Raw genomic sequence first — 21387 nt, 5'->3', positions numbered from 1 at the left:
AATTGCTTTTTTTTGTTACAGCTTAGGTCTTAGATTTAACTTTTATAGACCATTCAAAATTAAAGACTGACACTTCTATTCCATCTTCATTTGTTCCAACAGATTGCATCCAAATGGTCTGTCCTTCTCCTGTTTCAATAGCTTTAATTATAGCTTCATCTATTTTATTGCCATCTTGACATTGAAAAGTAATTCGTCCTGTAGCCTTTTTAGTAAATGTCGCATTATTATTAGCAACAAGCATAGAGATGTTTTGTCCACTTTCTTTAATTTTCATAAGCATTAATGCGCCAGTAGTTAACTCTGCAGCCATACCTTGTACTGCCCAAAACATTGATTTAAAAGGATTTTGATTAATCCATCTATGCTTTACTGACACTGTACAAACTTCATTGTTAATTGATTTAACGCGGATTCCAGTAAAAAATACGGCTGGAAGTTTAAAGCAGTTAAAGGTGTTTATTTTTCTAGGTGTAAGCTTCATTTGTTCGTTATATATCTTCAAAATTATTGAAAATATTTGACAATGCAATTTGTTAATTTTTTGTTAATTTTTAGTACTTTGTATTGCACAATACCTTCTTTTAGATATATATTTGCATAAGAAACTATTATATGCTTTTTTAAAATGGAAGACTCACATCAAAAAAATATTGCCACTTTTATACATTTATCTACATTTTCTAGGTTTATTATTCCGTTAGGTAATTTTTTAGGACCAATCATTCTTTGGGTTGCTAATAAAGATAAATCGGATTTTGTAGATGCTCATGGTAAGCAAGCGATTAATTTTCAAATTAGTATACTTTTATACAGTATAGTAGTAGGCTTACTTACTGTGCCCTTTTTTATTTTTAATCTCTTTAATGGTATTGATTTTCTAGATATTAATGCTTTTGAAAGTATTCAAATAAACATAGACAAGCCTTCTCCTCTATTATATATAGGAGGTGCTTTTGCAGGATTAGCAGTAGTTGGTTTTATTTTAGAACTAGTGTTCATCATCAAAGCGAGTTTAACAGCCAGAGAAGGCGATTTTTATAAATACCCACTAACCATCAATTTTTTAAAATAATTTATGCTGAATTAATTTCAGTTTCATCAATCAAATCAATCAAAAAATGAACAGTTTAATAATTTTAAATCGCATGACAATATGAAGATTGAAAACACAAAAGCACAAATGCGTAAAGGTGTTCTTGAATACTGTATCCTTTCTGTCTTAAAAGATAATGATGCTTACGTTGCAGAAATATTAGGAACATTAAAAGACGCCAAATTGCTTGTTGTAGAGGGTACTATTTACCCTTTACTCACACGCTTAAAAAACGCTGGACTTCTCAATTATAGATGGGAAGAATCAACCTCAGGACCTCCAAGAAAATACTATGGTTTAACTGAAACTGGAAAACTATTTCTTAAAGAGTTAAACACTACTTGGAACGAATTACAAAACGCAGTTAATATAGTAACAAGCCAAAAAACAACAAAAAAATGAATAAAACAGTCAACATAAATTTAGCAGGTATATTTTTTCACATCGATGAAGATGCATACGCAAAACTACAACGCTATCTTGAGGCTATAAAACGTTCATTTACAGACTCTCAAGGACGTTCTGAAATTATATCAGACATTGAAGCTCGTATAGCCGAATTATTTAACGAGCGAGTAAAACATGAAAAACAAGTTATAGGTAATGCTGAAGTAGACGAAGTTATTACTATTATGGGCCAACCTGAAGATTATCTCGTAGACGACGAAATATTTGAAGATGAACCTACTAGACCTACTAGCCATAAATCGTCAAGAAAACTTTTTAGAGATACCGAAAATTCATATGTAGGTGGTGTATCGTCTGGTTTAGGGCATTATTTCGGAATAGATGCCATCTGGATTCGACTCATCTGGATTCTTTTAATTTTTGGTGCTGGAACAGGAATACTATTATACATTTTACTATGGATTTTACTTCCTGAGGCTGTAACCACTTCAGACAAGTTAATGATGACAGGTGAACCTGTTAACATTAGCAACATTGAAAAAAAAATTAAAGGCGGTATTTCTACAGTAACAGATACCGTTTCTGATGTAGCAAGAAATGTTTCAGATTCTGTTTCTGATGCTGCAAAAAATGTGGATTTTCAAAAACAGACCAACTCATTAAAATCTACTTCAAAATCATTCTTTGATACAATTGGAGATATCTTTATGTTTTTCCTTAAAGTCGCTGCCAAATTCATTGGTGTTTTACTAATCATTGTTGGTGCTTCAGTATTAATAGGTATGATTATAGGCATGTTTACTGTAGGTGTTTCTGACGCTATAGACGTTCCTGGTTTTGATATCGTCGAAACAGCAAATGCAGCCAACACTCCTGTTTGGCTAGTATCATTACTAACGTTATTTGCTGTAGGTATTCCGTTTTTCTTTGTCTTTTACTTAGGATTAAAAATTCTAATTAACAATTTAAAATCTATCGGAAACGTTGCGAAATTTTCATTACTAGGTTTATGGATAATGGCAATCATTGGTCTTATAATTCTTGGAATTAGACAAGCTACCGAACATGCTTTTGATGCAAGTGTAACGCAAAAAGAACAGTTGTACATAACACCAAGTGACACTTTATATTTAAAAATGGTAGATCACGAAGCATACTCTAAATCTCATAATTATAATCATAGACATTCTATACGCATTGTTTATGATGAGAATAATGAAAAATTAATCTATTCATCAGATATAAGATTAATTGTACGCTCAACCAAAGATTCTATAGCAACAATTCAAATTGATAAAAGTTCAGATGGTAGAAACTTTCAGTTAGCTAAAGATCGTGCAAATGAAATTAATTACAATTATGCTTTAGTTGGAAACGAATTACAATTAGATTCTTATTTAATTACAGAGGCAAAAAATAAATTTAGAGATCAGGAAGTAGAAATTATTTTATACTTACCTGAAGGCTTAACACTTTATGCTCATAACAACACCTATCCATACCATAGTAATTCTAGCTATTATAATGACATTCTAGATCATGGCATGGAAGAGCATTACTTAACGGTTGATAGTAATAAACTGATTTGTTATGATTGTCCAATTGAAGATGATGATGATGATGACTTCAAAATTAAATTCAATGTTAATGACAAAGGGACAAACCTAAAAATAGATGATCATGGCTTAGAACTTAAGACTGAAGACTCTACTTTAAAAATTGACGATCATGGTGTTAAAGCTAAGTCTGATGATATTAAAGTAAAGATAGATGATGATGGTATAAAAATCACATCAGACGATAATTAACAATTCATCAACTAAAAACAACAACTCAGAATTTTAATATTTTAACCATCAGTCTGTTGTAATACATTTACAACGTAATCAATCAAAAAACGAACAATCATGACAACACTAATCAAAATCATTGTAACCACATTATTAAGTATGTTTTTACTATCCTGTAATTTCGATGTAACTTTTAACAACGGAATTAAAGGAACTGGTCCAGTTTCTTCTGTAAATAGAACATTAGACTCCGATTTTTCATCTGTAAAAATCAGTGATGGACTAGATCTATACCTAACTCAAGGTGACACAGAAAGTTTAACTGTAGAGGCTAACGAAAACTTACATGACCTCATTCAAACTAAAGTTGAAAATGGAGTATTGAGAATTTATTCAGATAAAAATATTGGTCATGCTGAAGCTAAAAAAATCAATCTTACATTTAAATATCTCACAAGCATTAAATCGACAAGCGGAAGTGATGTCTTTTCAACAAAAATTATTCGTGCCAACCAATTAGAGCTCATTTCTACAAGTGGCAGCGATATGGATTTAGAAGTTGAAACCGAAACTTTAAAATGCAAAGCGACTAGTGGAAGTGATTTAAAATTAAAAGGTCAAACCAATACATTTAATGCTCAAGCGACAAGCGGAAGTGATATAGATGCTGAAGATTTAATCGCAAATTCTTCTCGAGTTAAAGCAACAAGTGGCGCAGGAATAACGGTTAACTCAAAAAAAGAGCTTTACGCCAAAGCGACTAGTGGTGGCGATGTTACTTATTATGGTAATCCAGAAAAAGTAGAAAAAAGCGATGGTGTATCTGGAAGTATCTCAAAACGATAATAACACCATACTAAACTCGTTTTAGTATCTAAAAGCGTATTTCTGTTAAGGAATACTCAAACCAAGCAACCAACCAATCAAACCATTCTAAACTTAAAATCAAGTTTGGGATGGTTTTTGTATATATTTGTTTCAACAAAATTAACACTTAAAAAAGCATGTCAAAAAAATGGCTCTCCTTCCTATGCATTGTTACCATAACATGTACTAGTTTTGCACAAGAAAAAATTAAAGGAAATAAAAATGTAACAACCATTGAAACTAAAATTGATGAATTTAATACCATTGATTTTGGTGAAAAATTTGAAATTGAACTCATTGAAAGTGACTCCCCTTCTGTTGAAATTGAAACCGATGAAAATCTACATGATGTAATCCGTTTTTCTGTAAAAGATAATGTCCTAAAATTTAAAACAACAGCTAAAATTCAGTCGAGTAAACGCTTAAACATAACCGTTTTTTACACGTCTGCATTACATAAAATAGAAGTCAGTGAAGATGCTGAAATTAGCGCAACCAACACGATCAAAAACGACAGCCTAGAGCTACAAATTAAAGATTACGCTAGAGCTTTCTTAAATATTGAAAATCAATATTTTAAATTAATCAATAATAACAAGTCAACATTCGGAATTAGTTCAAAATCAAAACTAAATATTGAAAGCAAAACTGTCACTTTAGAGTTAGATGAAAATAGCAAAACCGAAGCGCTTATTGAAACCGATAGTTTATATGTCGATATGTACAAAAGAGCTTATGCAAAAATTGAAGGTGATGTCGATTACTTAACTCTAACGACTATAAACGCTTCAGATTTTTCTGCAAAAAATTTAAGCATTAATACATGTATAGTTACCACAGAGGATTCTAGTGATGCTACTATTCAAGTTATAGACGAGGTAACTATAGAAACTTCTGGAAGTAGTGAAATATATCTATATGGCGATCCTAAAATCACTATAAACAATTTTAAAGACACCTCGTCCATTCACAAAAAAGAATTATAAAACGATAAACCCTAATTTGTATTTCGGTTTTTTTTTAACTTTAAAGCTCAACTAAATTCAATCCAATGAAAAATTCACTCTTAATTCTCTGTTTCCTTTTTACTCTTGTTGCTTGTAAAAAAGACAACTCCAAGCCTAATAATGACAATATAAAGGCTGAGGTTCAAACGTTTTTAGAAGACTATACTAAAACGTATAAAAAACTGGCTTATGCTTCTGCATTGGCTGAATGGGATGCTAACACTAAAATTGTTGCTGGTGATACAACAAATGCCTATAATGTTCAAAAAACAAATGAAGCCTATGCTAAATTTTCGGGAAGCACAGATGTGATTGAAAAAACTAAGAAATTTTTAGAGAATAAAGATCAATTAGATTTAGTTCAAGTGCGCCAATTAAACACCATCTTATATGGTGCCGCTAATAATCCGCAAACCGTTTCAGAGTTAGTAAAGGAGCGTATTGCTGCAGAAAATGCACAAAATGAAACCCTTTTTGGTTTTGATTTTAAGGTTGACGGAAAGTCTAAATCGACAGGAGATATCGATAACGTTTTAAGAACATCAAATAACGAAACAGAACGCCTGAAAAACTGGGAAGCGTCTAAAGAAGTTGGTAAAAGTTTGAAAGATGGATTAGATAACTTAAGACATTTACGAAATAAAACAGTTAGTGCTTTAGGCTATGATGACTATTTTTCTTATCAGGTTTCAGACTACGGAATGACTCGCGAAGACATGCTAAATGACATGAATAAAATGGTTAGTGATGTTTGGCCTTTATACAGAGAATTGCATACTTGGGCACGTTATGAATTAGCAAAAAAATACAATGCAGAAGTACCTGAATATATTCCTGCGCATTGGTTGCCTAACCGCTGGGGACAAGATTGGAGTGCATTAGTGAATGTAGAAGGTTTAGATATTGATGGTGCTTTAAAAGACAAGGATCCTGAATGGATTGTTAAAGAAGGCGAAAACTTTTATAAGAGTATTGGTTTTGATGCTTTGCCTGCTAGTTTTTATGAAAAATCAAGCATGTATCCTTTACCTGAAGATGCCACCTACAAAAAAAATAATCATGCTTCGGCGTGGCACATGGATTTAGAAAACGATTTACGTTGTTTAATGAGCGTTGAACCTACAGCCGAATATTATGAAACTATTCACCATGAATTAGGGCATATTTACTATTATCAAGCTTATACCAATCCAGATGTTCCACCTTTACTTCGTGGAGGTGCTAATCGTGGTTACCACGAAGCTATTGGGAGTCTATTAGGCTTAGCTGCTATGCAAAAACCATTTCTTGCTAGCAAAGGTTTAGTTGATGCTAATGCAGAAATCGATGAAACACAAAACCTACTAAAAGAAGCATTGAACTATGTGATCTTTTTACCTTTTTCAGCTGGTGTAATGACCGAATTTGAAAACGCTTTATATGCTGAAGATTTACCTAAGGATCAATTCAACAAAAAGTGGTGGGCATTAGCAAAAAAGTACCAAGGTATGGTTCCGCCTTCAAATCGCGGTGAAGAATATTGTGATGCTGCTTCTAAAACACACATAAATAACGATGCCGCTCAATATTATGACTATGCAGTGTCGTATATTCTACTGTTTCAATTTCATGACCATATTGCTAAGAACATTTTAAAACAAGATCCTCATGCAACTAATTATTATGGTAGTAAAGCCGTTGGTGACTTCCTAAAAGAGGTATTAAAAACTGGAGCAAATAATGATTGGCGTGAATTGTTAAAAGAAAGTGTAGGTAGTGAAATGAGTGCTAAACCAATGCTAGAATATTTTGCGCCTTTAATGACATATTTAAAAGAACAAAACGAAGGAAGAACTTACACACTACCTGAAACTTTATAATAATTATTTTGAAAATATATTAAAACTAAAAAACCGAAGCGTTGGCTTCGGTTTTTTTTTATATACACCACTTAATTTTAGTTATAGGTCGATGTACTCACTTCAAAAGTAGAATCTTTAGCAGCTAGCCATCGCTCTGCATCTAAAGCAGCCATACAACCAGTTCCTGCAGCAGTAACGGCTTGTCGATACACATGATCTGCAGCATCACCACTTACAAAAACACCTTCAATATTTGTTTTAGATGTTCCTGGTACATTAACGATATAACCTGTTTCATCCAATTCCAAAAAGCCTTTAAAAATATCAGTATTTGGCTTATGACCAATGGCAACAAAAAATCCTGTGGCAGGAATCTCATGCTTCTCATTCGTTTGATTATTAAAGACACGTACACCAGTTACAACCTGACCATCACCTAAAACCTCATCGGTTTCTGTATTGAATAATATTTCAATATTCTCTGTGTTTTTTACACGAGCTGCCATAATTTTTGACGCTCTAAACTCGTCACGTCTGACTAACATTGTAACTTTTTTGCACAATTTTGAAAGGTAGTGCGCTTCTTCACAAGCACTATCTCCTGCTCCAACAATCACAACTTCTTGATTTCTATAAAAGAACCCATCACAAACAGCGCATGCAGAAACACCTCCTCCTAGTTTTAAATACTTTTGTTCAGAATCTAATCCTAAATATTTAGCAGATGCTCCAGTAGAAATAATAACTGTATCACAGTGAATTTCTTTAGTTTCATTCACCCAAACCTTATGTACATCTCCAGAAAAATCAACTTTAGTAACCCAACCATCACGAACATCTGTTTCAAATCGCTCGGCTTGTTTTTGTAGCTCCATCATCATTTCTGGTCCAGTTATTCCTTCAGGATAACCAGGAAAATTCTCAACTTCATTAGTCGTTGTTAATTGACCTCCTGGCTGAGTGCCTTGGTATAAAACAGGTTTCATATTTGCGCGTGCAGCATAAATTGCAGCAGTGTAACCCGCAGGCCCAGAGCCTATTATTAAGCACTTTATTTTTTCAATTGTATCAGACATTTTTTTTATAATTTTATCAATACAAAAGTAGGATTTTTGATAGAAATCTTACACTTAAGTTATCAACAGTTCTTATAATTTTATAGATAATTATAATAGATTCCATTTCCCTTTAATCGAAAGAGAAATTAAGGCCCAAATAAAATATTTTTTCATAATAAAAAATATTGTAACTTTTAATCCTCCTTAAAAGCTATATATAAGTTTATCAAATTGATTAACTTACGATTAATGGCATAGTTATGCCTAGATAATTCTAGCTTAATACTAAACAATATATTCAAACATTAATTTTAAAACGTCTAAGTTAAACGCTATGGAGCCAATTAAGAAACTCATTTTACATGGAAATAAAGAAACCGATAAAGATGGAAATATTGTTTATAAATTAGAAAGTAGTAATCGTGACCTGTCTAACCAACATGAGATTTCTCTCAAAGAAAATGATAAAATTCTTGAATTTGTTTTAGAAGATGGTGTCTCTTGGAAATGTGATCCTTCAACCCTTCATGAGGTATTTCCAAAAGTCGATCCTGCAATAGAAAGACCTGAAAATCGCGATGGTGATTCTGATACTTTTGTTCTCCCAAGTAAAATTGATGAATCGGGTTCAGATCGTGGTATTATTGGAAAAATAGCCATTAAAATTTTAAAAGTATTTGCTAAAAAAGCAATTTCAAAAAGCGTTGCAGAAATTGCAAGAAATCTTGAAAACAAAAATTTAGAGTTTGGCATTCCTAAGGATAGTTTAATATGGAAAACCGTTACTAAAGAAGATTATTTAGATCATGGTGCAGGGCTTTTTAAAGTCTCTAAAGATTTTGAATTTAGTATCTTTAATGGCAAGCCTTCAGCACAACCATTTTTCCTTTTTATACATGGCACCAATTCAAATGCTCAAGGTGCTTTTGAAGACTTAAAACAATCTACAGCTTGGTCAACACTTCATGAAACTTATGGCGACAATGTTTTAGCATTTCAACATAGAACACTAACCGAAAGTCCACTACAAAATGCAGTGAAATTGTCTGAAATGCTTCCAGAAAACAGCACTATTCATATGATTACACACTCAAGAGGTGGCATTGTTGGTGATATTATTAACAAATACAGTACTAGCGATTCTGATCAGGCGATTGGGTTTTCTAATGATCATATCACCTTCTTAGAAAAGGAAGGAAAAAGAGAAAAAGATATAGAGGCTATTGAAGCATTAAACACTATTTACAGAGACAAAAAAATACGTGTTTCTAAATTTATTCGTGTAGGCTGTCCTGCTGCTGGAACAAAGTTAGCCTCGAAAAGGCTATCTCATATTCTTAATGTCTTTTCAAATTTACTTGGAGGTGTATTTGGAGATATTTTAAATGAATTAGTCGCTGCAGCAATTGAAACTAAAGATGATGTAGATGTGTTACCAGGTTTGGAAGCCCAAAACCCAGAATCACCATTTATAAAAATATTAAACGACCCTTCTGAAGCAAATGCCATAGACGGGAAACCGCTTGCTGTAATCTCTGGAAATGGTACAGTAAGTGCAAGCAAAAAAGGTTTGCTAGTCATTCTAGGAAGACTGTTTTATTGGCAGCGCAATGATCTAGTTGTTAATACGGATTCAATGTATTTAGGAGCAAAACGAGCGACTAACATTCAGTATTTCTTTAGTCAAGGCGACGACGTTAATCATGTCAATTATTTCGAAAAAGAAAAAACTAGAGACGCCATAAATCTGGCTTTAAAAACAGATGAAGGCAAGCCAATTCCAGGCTTTAAATCTATTGCACAACTTGAAATACCTGGTAGTGACAGAGGAGCAATAGAACATGGTGAATTATACCCTTCTCCTAATCCGCCATCTGGTACAAAACCAATTGTTGTTTTACTTCCTGGTATTATGGGATCAAACTTATCTCAAAAGGACAAAGAAATTTGGTTACACTATGGTCGTATTCTAACAGGAGGATTAATTAACCTTAACTATTCCAATATTAATAAAATTGAAGCCGAATCAGTTGTAAAAACATCATATTATAAGTTATACAAATGGTTATCTGGAAAATACGATGTTGTCGTGTTTCCTTTTGATTGGCGTAAACCCTTGAATTCATGTACTAATGATTTCAATCTAAAAATTAAAAGCCTTCTAAAAATTGGTCAGCCTATAAAAATTATAGGCCATTCAATGGGAGGTGTACTGGTCCGCGATTTTATAATTAGTCACAATGAGACTTGGCAAGAATTAAATGCTTCGAATGGATTTAAGTTAGTGTACTTAGGCTCTCCGTTAGGTGGCTCACACAGAATTCCAGCGGTTTTATTTGGTGAAGATGCAATCATTAAAAAACTAAGTAAACTTGATCTGTTCCACACCAAAAAGAGTCTTTTAAAAATGTTTTCTAAGTTCCCTGGGATTTTAAGTTTATTACCAATTACAACTGATGCTGAAAACGATTTTGCTCAAATAGCGACTTGGAAAAAAATGCGAGAGTTCTTTGGCAAACCAAGTTGGCCACTACCTACTGTTAAAGATTTAAACAATTTTAAAACCTATAGAGATAATATTATTGCAAAAAGAGATCATATTGATTATTCTAATATGGTTTATATCGCAGGAAAAGATAAAATGACACCATGCGGTTATTATCTTGAAGATTTTTCTCATAAAAAGAAACTTTATTTCCTTTATACTGGTGAAGGCGATCAAAGTGTTACTTGGGAATTAGGTATCCCAAAGCAAATGGAAGCTTTAAATGCAGTATATTATTCACGCGTTACTCATGGAGCATTAGCAAACAGCCCTTCACTTTTTAATGCTATTGAAGACATCTTATCAACAGGACAGACTAAGCTTTTACACACCTCTAAACCTTTATTAAGAGGAGAAGAAAAAGTTTTTAGAGCAGAACCAGATATTGATTTTGATCTTTCTGAAAATGGTTTAGAAAAAACAATTTTTGGATTACCAAATAACACCGAACCTATAGCAAGCCAAATACCTGTTAATGTTACAATTAGTAATGGCGACCTTCGTTATTCTTCGTACCCAATTCTTGCAGGACATTTTACAAATGACGCCGTACTTTATGCTGAAAAAGCAATAGATAATTATTTAAATGGCAGCCTTTCCTCTAAGCATAGCTTAGGCTTGTATCCTGGCAGCATAGGCACAAATGCTTTTTTTGATAAAATGCCAGGCAGTGATTTTTCGGGCGCTATTATAGTAGGCTTAGGAGAACCTGACAAATTAACTTCATTTCAACTTTCGAAGTCTATAGAACAAGCTATTTTAAATTATTTACTTAGCATTCGAGGAACAATACCTTCTAATAAAGACATTGGGATTTCCTCTTTATCAATTGCATCTGGTTATGGCGGACTTTCAGTTGAAGGTTCGTTAAAAGCTATCATTGGTGGTGTAAACCGAGCGAATGAAAAAGTTAAATCACTATTTAATGGAAGTATAAATACTATTCAGCATATAGAATTTGTAGAACTATATGCATACAGAGCATTAAACTGCATGTACGTTCTTGATAAAATTATAAAACAAGAAAACTCAGCTTACAATATTAGAATTGATAACCGAAAGATTAAAAACCTTTTAGGTATCAGGAAAAGAATCCCTTTAGATACTTCTGAAGACTGGTGGGAACGTATTACTGTTAAATACAATCTTCCAAAAGACCCAAATGATTTATCAAGCATGGTTTTTGCATCTTCAACCACAGATTCTAGAGAAGAAAAAAATGAGTTGCATAGCAGTACGCCTTTAATCGATCTTTTTATCTCAGAAATATCAAGTAGTAATCAATGGAACGACTGCACAGCTAAAACATTATTCGAACTATTAATACCAAATGCTTTAAAAGAAAAACTAAAAAGGAAAAGTAATATTTTATGGATATTAGAAGGAAAAACGGCTTCTTATCCTTGGGAATTATTACAAGATAATTCTGTAAATGCCAAACCACTATGTATTAGTGCTGGTATGATTCGACAATTGACAACTAAAGATTATCGAATTAATATTAAACGTGTTGCAGAAAATAATGCTTTAATTATTGCCGACCCAATATTAAATGGATATGTTAATCAATTACCTGGCGCTCGAAGAGAAGGTACATTAGTTAAAGACACAATGGAAAATGCTGGTTATCCTTTTGAATCGCTTATTGGTGCAAATGCAGCAGACATCGTTAAAAGTTTATTCTGTAAAGATTACTCTATAATCCATTTAGCAGGACATGGAATCTTCAATCCGAAATCGCCAAAAAAATCAGGTATGGTTATAGGTGATAATATTTTTCTCTCTGTCTTTGAAATCCAACAAATGCCAGTAGTGCCTGAATTAGTTTTTGTTAATTGTTGTCATTTAGGTTTTAGTAGTACCGAAGACGAAAAGTTTTTTCAAAACAGATACAAATTAGCTGCAAACATTGGAACAGAATTAATTCGCATTGGTGTCAAAGCTGTTATTGCCGCTGGTTGGGCCGTGAATGATGAGGCTGCTTTCGACTTTGCTGAAATCTTTTACACAGGAATGTTTTCAGGTGATAATTTTGGAGATTCTGTTCAAAGAGCACGTAACTTCATTTACGATAAACACCCAGATAATAATACTTGGGGAGCCTACCAATGCTATGGAGATCCTTTCTTTAAGCTAAAAAATATATCAAAAAAATACAAAGCATGGACACCTAACTATATAGTTCCTCAACAAGCTGAAATGGATCTAGACAATTTGCTTAATAAATTAGAGATGGCTACTAGTATGGATGATAATCATGAAAGTGATTTAAATACGATAATTGAAGCTATTGAAAAAGATAATGATGTGTTATACACACCTCAAATAGCAGAAAGAATAGCTAAAATATATCAAGAGTTAGCTTTATATGATAAAGCTGTAGAAAAGTATAAAGACTTATTGGGAATGGAAAATGCTGGATTTTCCTTTGCGTGTATGGAAAGGTACTGCTCCACTCGAGCTAAGCTTTATATAAAATCATATTTTGAAATTCCTAAACATACTAAGGCGACAAAAACTGAAGCTTATAACAAAATAATAAAAGTTATAGATGATCTTAAAATGCTTCGCTTTGCTGGTGAAACTACAGAACGATTAAACCTTCTTGCAGCTGCTTATAAACGTTTAATTATTGTTGCACCAGATAAGAAGAAAAAAATATTAGCCTATAAAAACGCCATTTCATACTATGAAAATGCTTACCAAAATAAGAAGAGCAGTAAATATTCATTGATTAATGCTATAGAGCTCGGCACATTATTCGAGTTTTACTTTAAAAAAGGTGAAACCAAAGGATTCACTATTAATGACTCAAAATATAGTATACGTACAGCTGCAAAAGCAAAAAAAATACTGTTAGCCTTTTATGCACAACTTCCTGAAAAATCTAACATTGAAGACCTGAATTACTGGGATATGGTTGACTATTTAAATATTGAACTTTGTTTGCTATTGGTTTCAAGAGAAAATAATACAGATAAGAAATGGGAAAACATTATCGCTAATTTTAATAGAATTTGGGAAAAGGCAGGATCTGAAGGTAAAAAAATGGCCGAATTAGAACATCTTCAATTCCTTATCCATGAACTTTATATTATAAACAACTCAATTAAAGGAAAGCCTCGTTTAAATTTTGAAGCTATTAAAACTAAAGATTTAGAGAGCCAAGTCAATGAACTAAAGTCAGTAATAAATAGGCTTAGTAATTAAAAAGTATATAAAAGAAAATAAAAACTCACTAAAGCTTTATTGGTGCTCTAAAATGAGTATAAGTGGTTAAACATTAAACGATATCTTCATTTGCGTTTAATTGTCCTATAAATGTTTGGTGTACTATTTTACTCTGCTTGATTATAAAAGTACCTGAACCCAAAGAGACTTCAAGTTCTGGTGTTTTTGCGTGCCAAACAATGTATGCGACTTCATTTTCAATTGCAATCTTATCTAAAACTAAAATTGTTTCACCTTTTGGAAAAATATTAACAAATTCTGTAATAAAACCTCTAATCTCTTGTAGTCCTCTATAAGTATTTTTTAATGTGATAATTATAGACTCATTCGTATAATCACTCATTACTGAATCTATATCGTGATTATAAAATGAGTCTAAATGATTTAAAACAATTTTTTTAGAAAGAAAATCAACATCATTATTCTTTTTAGATACTCTTTTTGCTTGCTCCATTCTTATTTTATGTATGCGTTAGCATTTTATGCTTTTTGAATCGCTTATCAATACTGTATTGTAATTGATTAATTATTTCCTGTTTATCTGTCTCTTGATTTTTTAAAAAATTTTCAAATCGTTTTTCTGACTTTAAATAATCTTTAATATTAATTGATGGGTTTTTAGAATCTAGTTGAAATGAGCTCGATTTTCTAGGGTCATTTCTATATAATAACCACTGACCAGAAGCAACAGCTTTTTTGTGAAACTGGCTCGGATTATTCATATCAATACCATGTGATTCACTATGACAGTATGCTATTATAATAGATGGTCCTTTAAAACTTTCTGCTTCATTAAAGGCTTTTAAAGCTTGTTCTTGATCAGCTCCAATCGCAACAGATGCCACATAAACATTGTCGTAATTCATTGCCATTAATCCTAAATCCTTCTTTTTCTTTTGTTTGCCACCAAATGAAAATTTTGCTTCGGCTCCAAATGGTGTCGATTTAGAAGTTTGTCCTCCTGTGTTATCATACACCTCATTATCTAAGACAAGAATATTTACATTCTCTCCAGAAGCTATCACGTGGTCTAATCCACCATAGCCTATATCATAAGCCCAACCATCTCCACCGACAATCCAAACACTTTTTTCAACTAAATTATCAGCAACTAGTAATAATTGTTTTGCTTCAAAAGTAGTCCTGTTTTTTAACTGTTCTTTTAATAGTTCTACTCGACCTCGCTGATCACTTATTTCAATCTCAGTTTGTTGAGACGCATTTAGAATATTAGTAACTAAATCTAAATCTAGTGTAGAACTCAGTCTTTTTAATAGATCCTTTGCTTGTTCTTCTTGTTGAGTAATTGATAAACGAAAACCTAGTCCGAACTCAGCATTATCTTCAAAAAGTGAATTTGACCATGCAGGACCTTGTCCTTTGTTGTTTTTTGACCATGGTGTTGTGGGCAATGCACCACCAAAAATAGAACTTGATCCCGTTGCATTTGCTACCAAAAGCCGATCCCCAAACAATTGCGACATCAATTTTAAATATGGCGCTTCACCACAACCCTCTACTCCATTTGAATACTTAAATAATGGTTCTTGAAGTTGTTGTTGACTTACTTTTGTGACGTCTATTTTTGTTCTATCAAACTCTGGAATCGTTTCAAAATAATTCCAGTTATCAATATCATGTGCTTGTTTTTCTTTAAAATCAAGAGCATTAACAAAACAAGCATCTATACAATTATTACAGCTATTACATTGTTCTGAATTGATCTGAATGGTGTAGTTTAATAAATCAAATTCATTAGAACTAGTGCACTTGAAATTACGAGGAACAGTTTCTAAAAAACCATCATCAAACACTTTAATTCGCAATGCTGCTTGCGGACAAGCCATACTGCATGCTCCACATTGCGTACATGCTTCAGCATCCCAAATTGGCATATGTTCTGATAATTGTATGGAATTAAATTTAGAGGTATCACTAGCAAAAGTACCATCACTAGGTAAACCACTTACAGGTATATCATTGCCTTTGTTCTCTAATAACTTTCCTAACATTGTGCTAGAAAAGCTATCATGTTTTTTAATAGCAATAGTACTAAAATTGGTTTGGTTTTCAGTATCAACTTTTATGATATTTTGAATAATTTCTTCTGGTAATTCTTCAGAAATAAATTCATTATTTAATGCCAAAAACGCGGCTTGTAATATAGAAATCGAGTACTCTTTAACGACATAACTAGACTTTAAATTACTTGAGTTAACAATATATAAAGAGATGTTTTTATCAATTATCCTTTCTTGTATTTCTGAGGTAAGGGCTTGCCAAAAGGCGTTAGACGCTAATGACGAATTAACCAAAAGTGTGCCATTTGACTGTATGTTATTTAGGATTGTGTCACTATTAATGAAATTGACATGTTGTAACGCTATAAAATTGGCATTATTAATTAAATATGGTGCTTTTATTGGTGATGAAGCGATTCGTAAATATGAACTGTGTATAGAATTTGATTTTTTATAATCGCATTCTGAATACGATTGTACAAAGTTATCATCTTGGCTACCTATAAGTTTAGCTAATTCTGAAATGTCTTGAGTAGATTCTTGTTGATGAAAAATGGCTTGATACATTGCTGTATCTAATTGAATATTACTCGAATAATCAAGACTTGTGTTTTTCACATCGTCATTTATACCAATGGTAAAATTGTTTTTTGGCTGCTCTTGTTTCAAATTATGAAAAATGGCTGCAACCATATTTGGTGTAAATTCTTTTGACGATAATCCATATCGTCCTCCAACTATTCTTGGAAAGGTTAGAATTTCTTTTGTTTGAAAAGCTTCAGACACAGACTGAAGCACATCTAAATACAAAGGCTCACCTGTTGAACCAGGTTCTTTGGTTCTATCTAGAACAGTAATTGATTGTACTGTTTTTGGTAATGCTTTGATTAAATGTTTTGTACTAAACGGTCTAAACAAGCGCACTTTTATGAGTCCGTATTTTGCTCCTTTAGAATTTAAAAAGGTGATGGTTTCTTCAATCGTTTCCGTCGAAGATGCCATAGAAATAATAATTTGTTGGGCTTCAGGATGACCAACATAATCGAAAAGTTTGTACTGTCTTCCTGTTAATTCCGCGAAAGCGTTCATTTTATCTTGTACGATATCTGGACAAACATCATAAAATGAGTTGATGGCTTCCCTAGTTTGAAAAAACACATCTGGTCCTTGTGAAGTTCCTCTAATTACAGGATTATTAGGATTAAGAGCACGTTCTCTGTGTGACATTATATCTTTATTATTCATCATAAATTGAATAATACCATCAGGAATGACTTCAATTTTAGAGATTTCATGGGACGTTCTAAAACCATCAAAAAAATGCACAAAAGGCACTTTAGATTGCAAAGTCGCTACTTGAGAAATTAAAGCAAAATCCTGAGCCTCTTGAACAGAACCACTGCCTAACATGGCATAACCAGATTGCCTAACTGCCATTATATCGCTATGGTCTCCAAATACAGAAAGTGCATGTGTAGCAATACTTCTTGTGGCTACATGGATGACATTTGGGGTTAATTCGCCTGCAATTTTATACATGTTTGGCAACATTAACAATAAGCCTTGTGATGCTGTAAACGTAGTTGATAATGAACCCGTTTGCAAAGCTCCATGCATGGTTCCTGCAACTCCTGCTTCACTTTGCATTTCGAAAGTTGTTGGTATACTACCAAAAATATTTCGTCGTTTTTCGGCACTCCATTGTTCCACCAACTCACTCATTTCAGATGCTGGCGTAATTGGATAAATAGGACAAACCTCATTGGTTTTATACGCTATTTTTGCAACCGCCTGATTTGCATTCACTATATGATAAATTGGTGTTTTCATTGTTAATTTTGACTTGTTTTTGATAGAATTAAAAAAGGCTGCTACAAAATGAGCAGCCTTTTTTAGAATAGGAATGCCTTAATTACTCTTTTACAATTTCAATAGAAACTGGTGTTGGGTTAGTAATCATATCGAATACTGGTGAGAATTTTGCTAATTGCTCTAATTGCTCTGCAGATGCATCCGATTTTACTTTTAATGTAAACTTGATACCATCAAATCCCATACGTACTTCAGGATCTAAACCTAAAAAGCCATGTAAATCTACTCCACCTTTAATGTTAGATTCAGCGCTTTCAATATCGATCCCATTAGCTGCAGCATGGTAAACCATCGCTCCAGTTAAACAAGAACTTAAAGCATGTAATACTACTTCTGGAGGTGTTGGTGCTTCATCTTGTCCTAATAATACTTGAGGATGGCTACATTCTAAAGAGAAAGTTTCTTGACGAGATTGGTCTTCGGCTCCTACGCCATAGAATCCTTTGATATTAGACACACAATGTCCACCATCTATCCAATTGTTTTTTGCTCTGAACTGGAATTTTGCCAATTCTGGATTGGTTTGTACTGCACCAATAGTTTCAACTAGTTGGTCTACGTTTACTCCGTTTTTAATGTTTGCTGTTGTAATCATTGTTTTAAAAATTAAAATTATTATTATTTGTTTGATACAAATGTATTGTGATTTCAAAGTGTAGAATTTACCCTAAAGTTCAAATTGTTTGGTAAAAAGTTCAAAGCAAAAAAAAGACCATCTTTTTTACAGATGATCTTGGATTTCAATTGGTTTAAGGTTATATAATAACTTATTTTGATAGTAATTCTTTATGTAATTTTCGTCCTTCAGCAACAACAATATCAATGATTTCCTCTATGTCTTTTTTAGAAGTTCTAAAGTTTACGATACAACTCCTTAAACAATAGGCATTACGAACAATAGCATTAGATACAAAAACTTTTCCGCCTTGTTGCAAATTATTTACTAAGGTTTCATTTAATTCGTTTAAGTATGTTTCTTTATCTATAACGTCCTTCGATAGTTCTTTAGGGATATATCTAAATGTTGTGATACTTAAATGTTGTGTTACTGCTTCTAATTCTGGATGCTTATTTGATAATTTGTATAGAAGTTTTGATAATTCAACATCTTCACTAATCATTTCTCTATAGCCTTTTCTTCCTACTTGCTGAAGCATTAACCATATTTTCAATGCTCTAAATCCACGAGAATTTTGAAGTCCGTATTCATAAAAATTCTGTTCCGCGTTTTCGGTCGCAAAATTATAATATTCAGGATGAGAACTATAGGCATCTACTAAATGTTTGGGATTTTTCACCAAGGTGCAACCTGCTTCTAACGGACTATATAACCATTTATGAGGATCGATAGCAATAGAATCTGCATCTTTAATCCCTTTAAATGTCATTTCTAATTCTGGAAGAATATTTGCTGGTGCTCCATACGCACCATCTATATGAAACCAAAGGTCATATAATTTACAAATCGATGCAATACCTTCTAAATCATCCACAGTTCCTGTACTTACATCTCCAGCTGTTCCTACTACAAAAAAGGGTTCATGACCATCTTTAATATCAGAAGTGATGGCTAATTCTAAAGCTTCCAAATTCATTTTATTGTCGGCATCTGTTTCAATCCACCTAATGGCTTTTGTTCCATGTCCGAACAGAATGGCTGCCTTATCTATCCATGTATGTGTAGATTTAGAACAATACATCATTAATTTTTTAGAATTAGAATTAATCCCATTTTCTTTAATATCAGATGGAGCTTTTGCTGCTCGTGCAGCAAGAAATGCGGTGAAATTTGCCATATTTCCACCACTGACTAACACACCTCCATAATCTGAAGAAACACCTATAAACTCAGCTAACCATTGAATGGTTTGTTTTTCAATTTCAGTAGCCATTGGACCTAAAGCAAATGCCCCAACATTTGGGTTTACGGTTGCTGCTAGCATATCACCTAAAGCACCAATTGGAGCAGCAGAACCTGTGATGTAACCCATAAATTTTGGGTGACCATTAAATAAGGAATGATTAAACAATAAATCGGTTGCTTGACCTAATAAAGTTTCATTAGACATGCCACTTTCAGGAAATGATTTATTACCTAACAGACCTTGTAATTGCTTTGGTTTTTCGCCTGTTGTTACAGGTTTATTCGCTATAGTTTCATTAAACTCAGAAATACTTTCGATTAATTTGTACCCTAAAGATTTAAAATCTTTTGATGATATTTCTAATGGTGATGTTCTATGCTTTTCCATAGTATTCGGATTATTTTTCAATGTAATAGTTATGCTGCACTATCTAAAATGCGTTCTAGGTTTGTGAAAACAGAATTAATAATCAAGTTATTCCTTTTTTTCGACAATGAGAACATTGTTTTAATTTCTAGAAATAAGGTATGTAATTCTTCTTTAGAATATGCTTTGTTTTCTAATGCGAAACGAATTTTTTGAATGCTTTGATAATCATTATCCTTATTAAACTCATTATAAATTTTATCAAATATAGGTTTCTTAATCTCAAATGTATTATAGTCTATATTTTGTATTGATTCTGTATAATCGGTATTTATAAAGAACAGTAATAAATATATTTTTATATCTGTTTTTGACCAATTTGAATTATTTTTTTCCATTGTGGATTATTTAATATTTATACTACAAAAATATTGTAGAAATGAAGGATAACGTTTTTTCTAAAGTCCAACTTATTTGGTAATTGGTTCAAAGTAAAAAGGTTACTTTTAAAAAAAGCAGTCTTTTCAGTTCCCAGAATTCTTGTTTTAATTAATTACAATCTTCACTAAAAACAGAAAATCCGTCTATACCACTTGACCAATTAGCATTACTGAAAGTAACATCATCGACTTCTATACAATAAAGACTAGTGTTTGATTTTGCATCAAAACTGAACATATTGATATTGTTTTCGTTTTTAATATTCAAGCTTGTTAATTCGTTATTTGAAACATTAAGATGCTCTAATAAACTATTTGCATTTAAATCTATACTTGTAAGTTGATTATAATCAGCATTAAGCAACCTTAATTCAGTATTATTAGAAACATTCAAATTTGTTAAAGTGTTATAAGAACATCTCAAATATTTTAAATTTTCATTGTTTTCAAGATTTATAGCAGTAAATTGATTGCCTCTTAAATCCAAAGAAACCAAGGCGATATTGCGGCTGACATCAATGTATGTTAAATTATTTTCATAAACCGACAGTGATGTTAATGCTTGGTTATAGGTTACATCTAAACTTATAAGTTGGTTCTCCTCACAATACAAGCCTATTAATTTTGTGTTTTTACTTAAATCCATATGCGTTAAGTTATTGCCATAGCATTCTAAATATTCAAGGTTTGTAAATGCTTCTATACCTTCTAAACTAGAGATGTCTTTCTCTTCAATATGTAATGTAATTATTGCTTCTGCATCTGTTTTTAGAATGTTTCCATTTAATCCATTCGTGTCTATCTCTAAATCAATTAAAGCTTGTTCAAAATTTGTGTCTGGAATAGCAACTGTGTTATTTTCTGGACTGCTGTCATCATCTTTACTACAGGATGAGAATAAAGCTAAAATTATGATTAGACTTAAAGCGATTAGGTTTGTTGTTTTCATTGTTTTTAATTTTGTTTTTATTTGATTTTTA

15 protein-coding genes are annotated in these 21387 nt (G+C 32.4%); 7 read left to right on the top strand and 8 right to left on the bottom strand.

Features of this window, described 5'->3' with window-relative positions:
• Window positions 1-22: 22 nt before the first annotated feature.
• Window positions 23-484: a DUF4442 domain-containing protein gene (locus ACFS5M_RS11585; RefSeq protein ID WP_183488393.1), complete on the bottom strand. Its 462-nt coding sequence runs from the start codon at window positions 482-484 to the stop codon at window positions 23-25.
• 144 nt (window positions 485-628) lie between these two features.
• Between ACFS5M_RS11585 and ACFS5M_RS11580 the strand changes: the two genes are divergently transcribed.
• From ACFS5M_RS11580 to ACFS5M_RS11555, 6 genes are all read left to right on the top strand, one after another.
• A complete protein-coding gene (locus ACFS5M_RS11580; RefSeq protein WP_183488394.1) occupies window positions 629-1075 on the top strand; it encodes a DUF4870 domain-containing protein in 447 nt (148 codons plus the stop codon).
• A gap of 81 nt (window positions 1076-1156) precedes the next feature.
• A complete protein-coding gene (locus ACFS5M_RS11575) occupies window positions 1157-1498 on the top strand; it encodes a PadR family transcriptional regulator (protein ID WP_183488395.1) in 342 nt (113 codons plus the stop codon).
• Window positions 1495-3312, top strand: a complete 1818-nt coding sequence (locus ACFS5M_RS11570; RefSeq protein WP_183488397.1) for a PspC domain-containing protein — start codon at window positions 1495-1497, stop codon at window positions 3310-3312. Before ACFS5M_RS11575 ends, ACFS5M_RS11570 begins: the two co-directional genes overlap by 4 nt.
• A 99-nt stretch (window positions 3313-3411) precedes the next feature.
• The gene (locus tag ACFS5M_RS11565) at window positions 3412-4140 is read left to right on the top strand and encodes a head GIN domain-containing protein (protein WP_183488399.1); all 729 of its coding nucleotides are present in this window, start codon (window positions 3412-3414) and stop codon (window positions 4138-4140) included.
• A 158-nt stretch (window positions 4141-4298) separates the two neighbouring features.
• Entirely contained in the window at window positions 4299-5147 is an 849-nt protein-coding gene (locus tag ACFS5M_RS11560) for a GIN domain-containing protein (protein ID WP_183488401.1), read from the top strand.
• 65 nt (window positions 5148-5212) lie between these two features.
• Entirely contained in the window at window positions 5213-7027 is a 1815-nt protein-coding gene (locus tag ACFS5M_RS11555) for a M2 family metallopeptidase (protein WP_183488403.1), read from the top strand.
• A gap of 77 nt (window positions 7028-7104) precedes the next feature.
• Here the strand turns inward: ACFS5M_RS11555 and trxB are convergent, their stop codons facing one another.
• Window positions 7105-8085: a thioredoxin-disulfide reductase gene (gene trxB, locus ACFS5M_RS11550; protein ID WP_183488405.1), complete on the bottom strand. Its 981-nt coding sequence runs from the start codon at window positions 8083-8085 to the stop codon at window positions 7105-7107.
• Window positions 8086-8401: 316 nt separating this feature from the next.
• Here trxB and ACFS5M_RS11545 point away from each other — a divergent pair, with 316 nt between their 5' ends.
• The gene (locus ACFS5M_RS11545) at window positions 8402-13822 is read left to right on the top strand and encodes a CHAT domain-containing protein (protein WP_183488407.1); all 5421 of its coding nucleotides are present in this window, start codon (window positions 8402-8404) and stop codon (window positions 13820-13822) included.
• Window positions 13823-13895: 73 nt separating this feature from the next.
• Here the strand turns inward: ACFS5M_RS11545 and ACFS5M_RS11540 are convergent, their stop codons facing one another.
• From ACFS5M_RS11540 to ACFS5M_RS11515, 6 genes are all read right to left on the bottom strand, one after another.
• Window positions 13896-14297: a hypothetical protein gene (locus ACFS5M_RS11540; protein ID WP_183488408.1), complete on the bottom strand. Its 402-nt coding sequence runs from the start codon at window positions 14295-14297 to the stop codon at window positions 13896-13898.
• Between the two features lie 7 nt (window positions 14298-14304).
• Window positions 14305-17694, bottom strand: coding sequence for a thiamine pyrophosphate-dependent enzyme (locus tag ACFS5M_RS11535; RefSeq protein ID WP_183488411.1), 3390 nt, complete (start codon window positions 17692-17694; stop codon window positions 14305-14307).
• 82 nt (window positions 17695-17776) lie between these two features.
• Window positions 17777-18331 carry an OsmC family protein gene (locus tag ACFS5M_RS11530; protein WP_183488413.1) on the bottom strand — a complete coding sequence of 185 codons (555 nt, stop codon included), beginning with the start codon at window positions 18329-18331 and terminating at the stop codon, window positions 17777-17779.
• Between the two features lie 172 nt (window positions 18332-18503).
• Complete coding sequence (locus tag ACFS5M_RS11525; protein WP_183488415.1) at window positions 18504-19988, bottom strand: pyridoxal phosphate-dependent decarboxylase family protein; 1485 nt, start codon at window positions 19986-19988, stop codon at window positions 18504-18506.
• A gap of 29 nt (window positions 19989-20017) precedes the next feature.
• Window positions 20018-20365, bottom strand: coding sequence for a hypothetical protein (locus ACFS5M_RS11520; RefSeq protein ID WP_183488417.1), 348 nt, complete (start codon window positions 20363-20365; stop codon window positions 20018-20020).
• A 151-nt stretch (window positions 20366-20516) separates the two neighbouring features.
• On the bottom strand, window positions 20517-21356 hold the full coding sequence (locus ACFS5M_RS11515; RefSeq protein WP_183488418.1) for a leucine-rich repeat domain-containing protein: 840 nt from the start codon (window positions 21354-21356) through the stop codon (window positions 20517-20519).
• Window positions 21357-21387 lie beyond the last annotated feature (31 nt).

The organism is Lacinutrix iliipiscaria (genome assembly GCF_042686125.1).
Taxonomy (GTDB): Bacteria; Bacteroidota; Bacteroidia; order Flavobacteriales; family Flavobacteriaceae; genus Oceanihabitans; species Oceanihabitans iliipiscarium.
The sequence above is the reverse complement of the archived record's forward strand: the minus strand, read 5'-3'. Positions and strand labels throughout refer to the sequence as shown.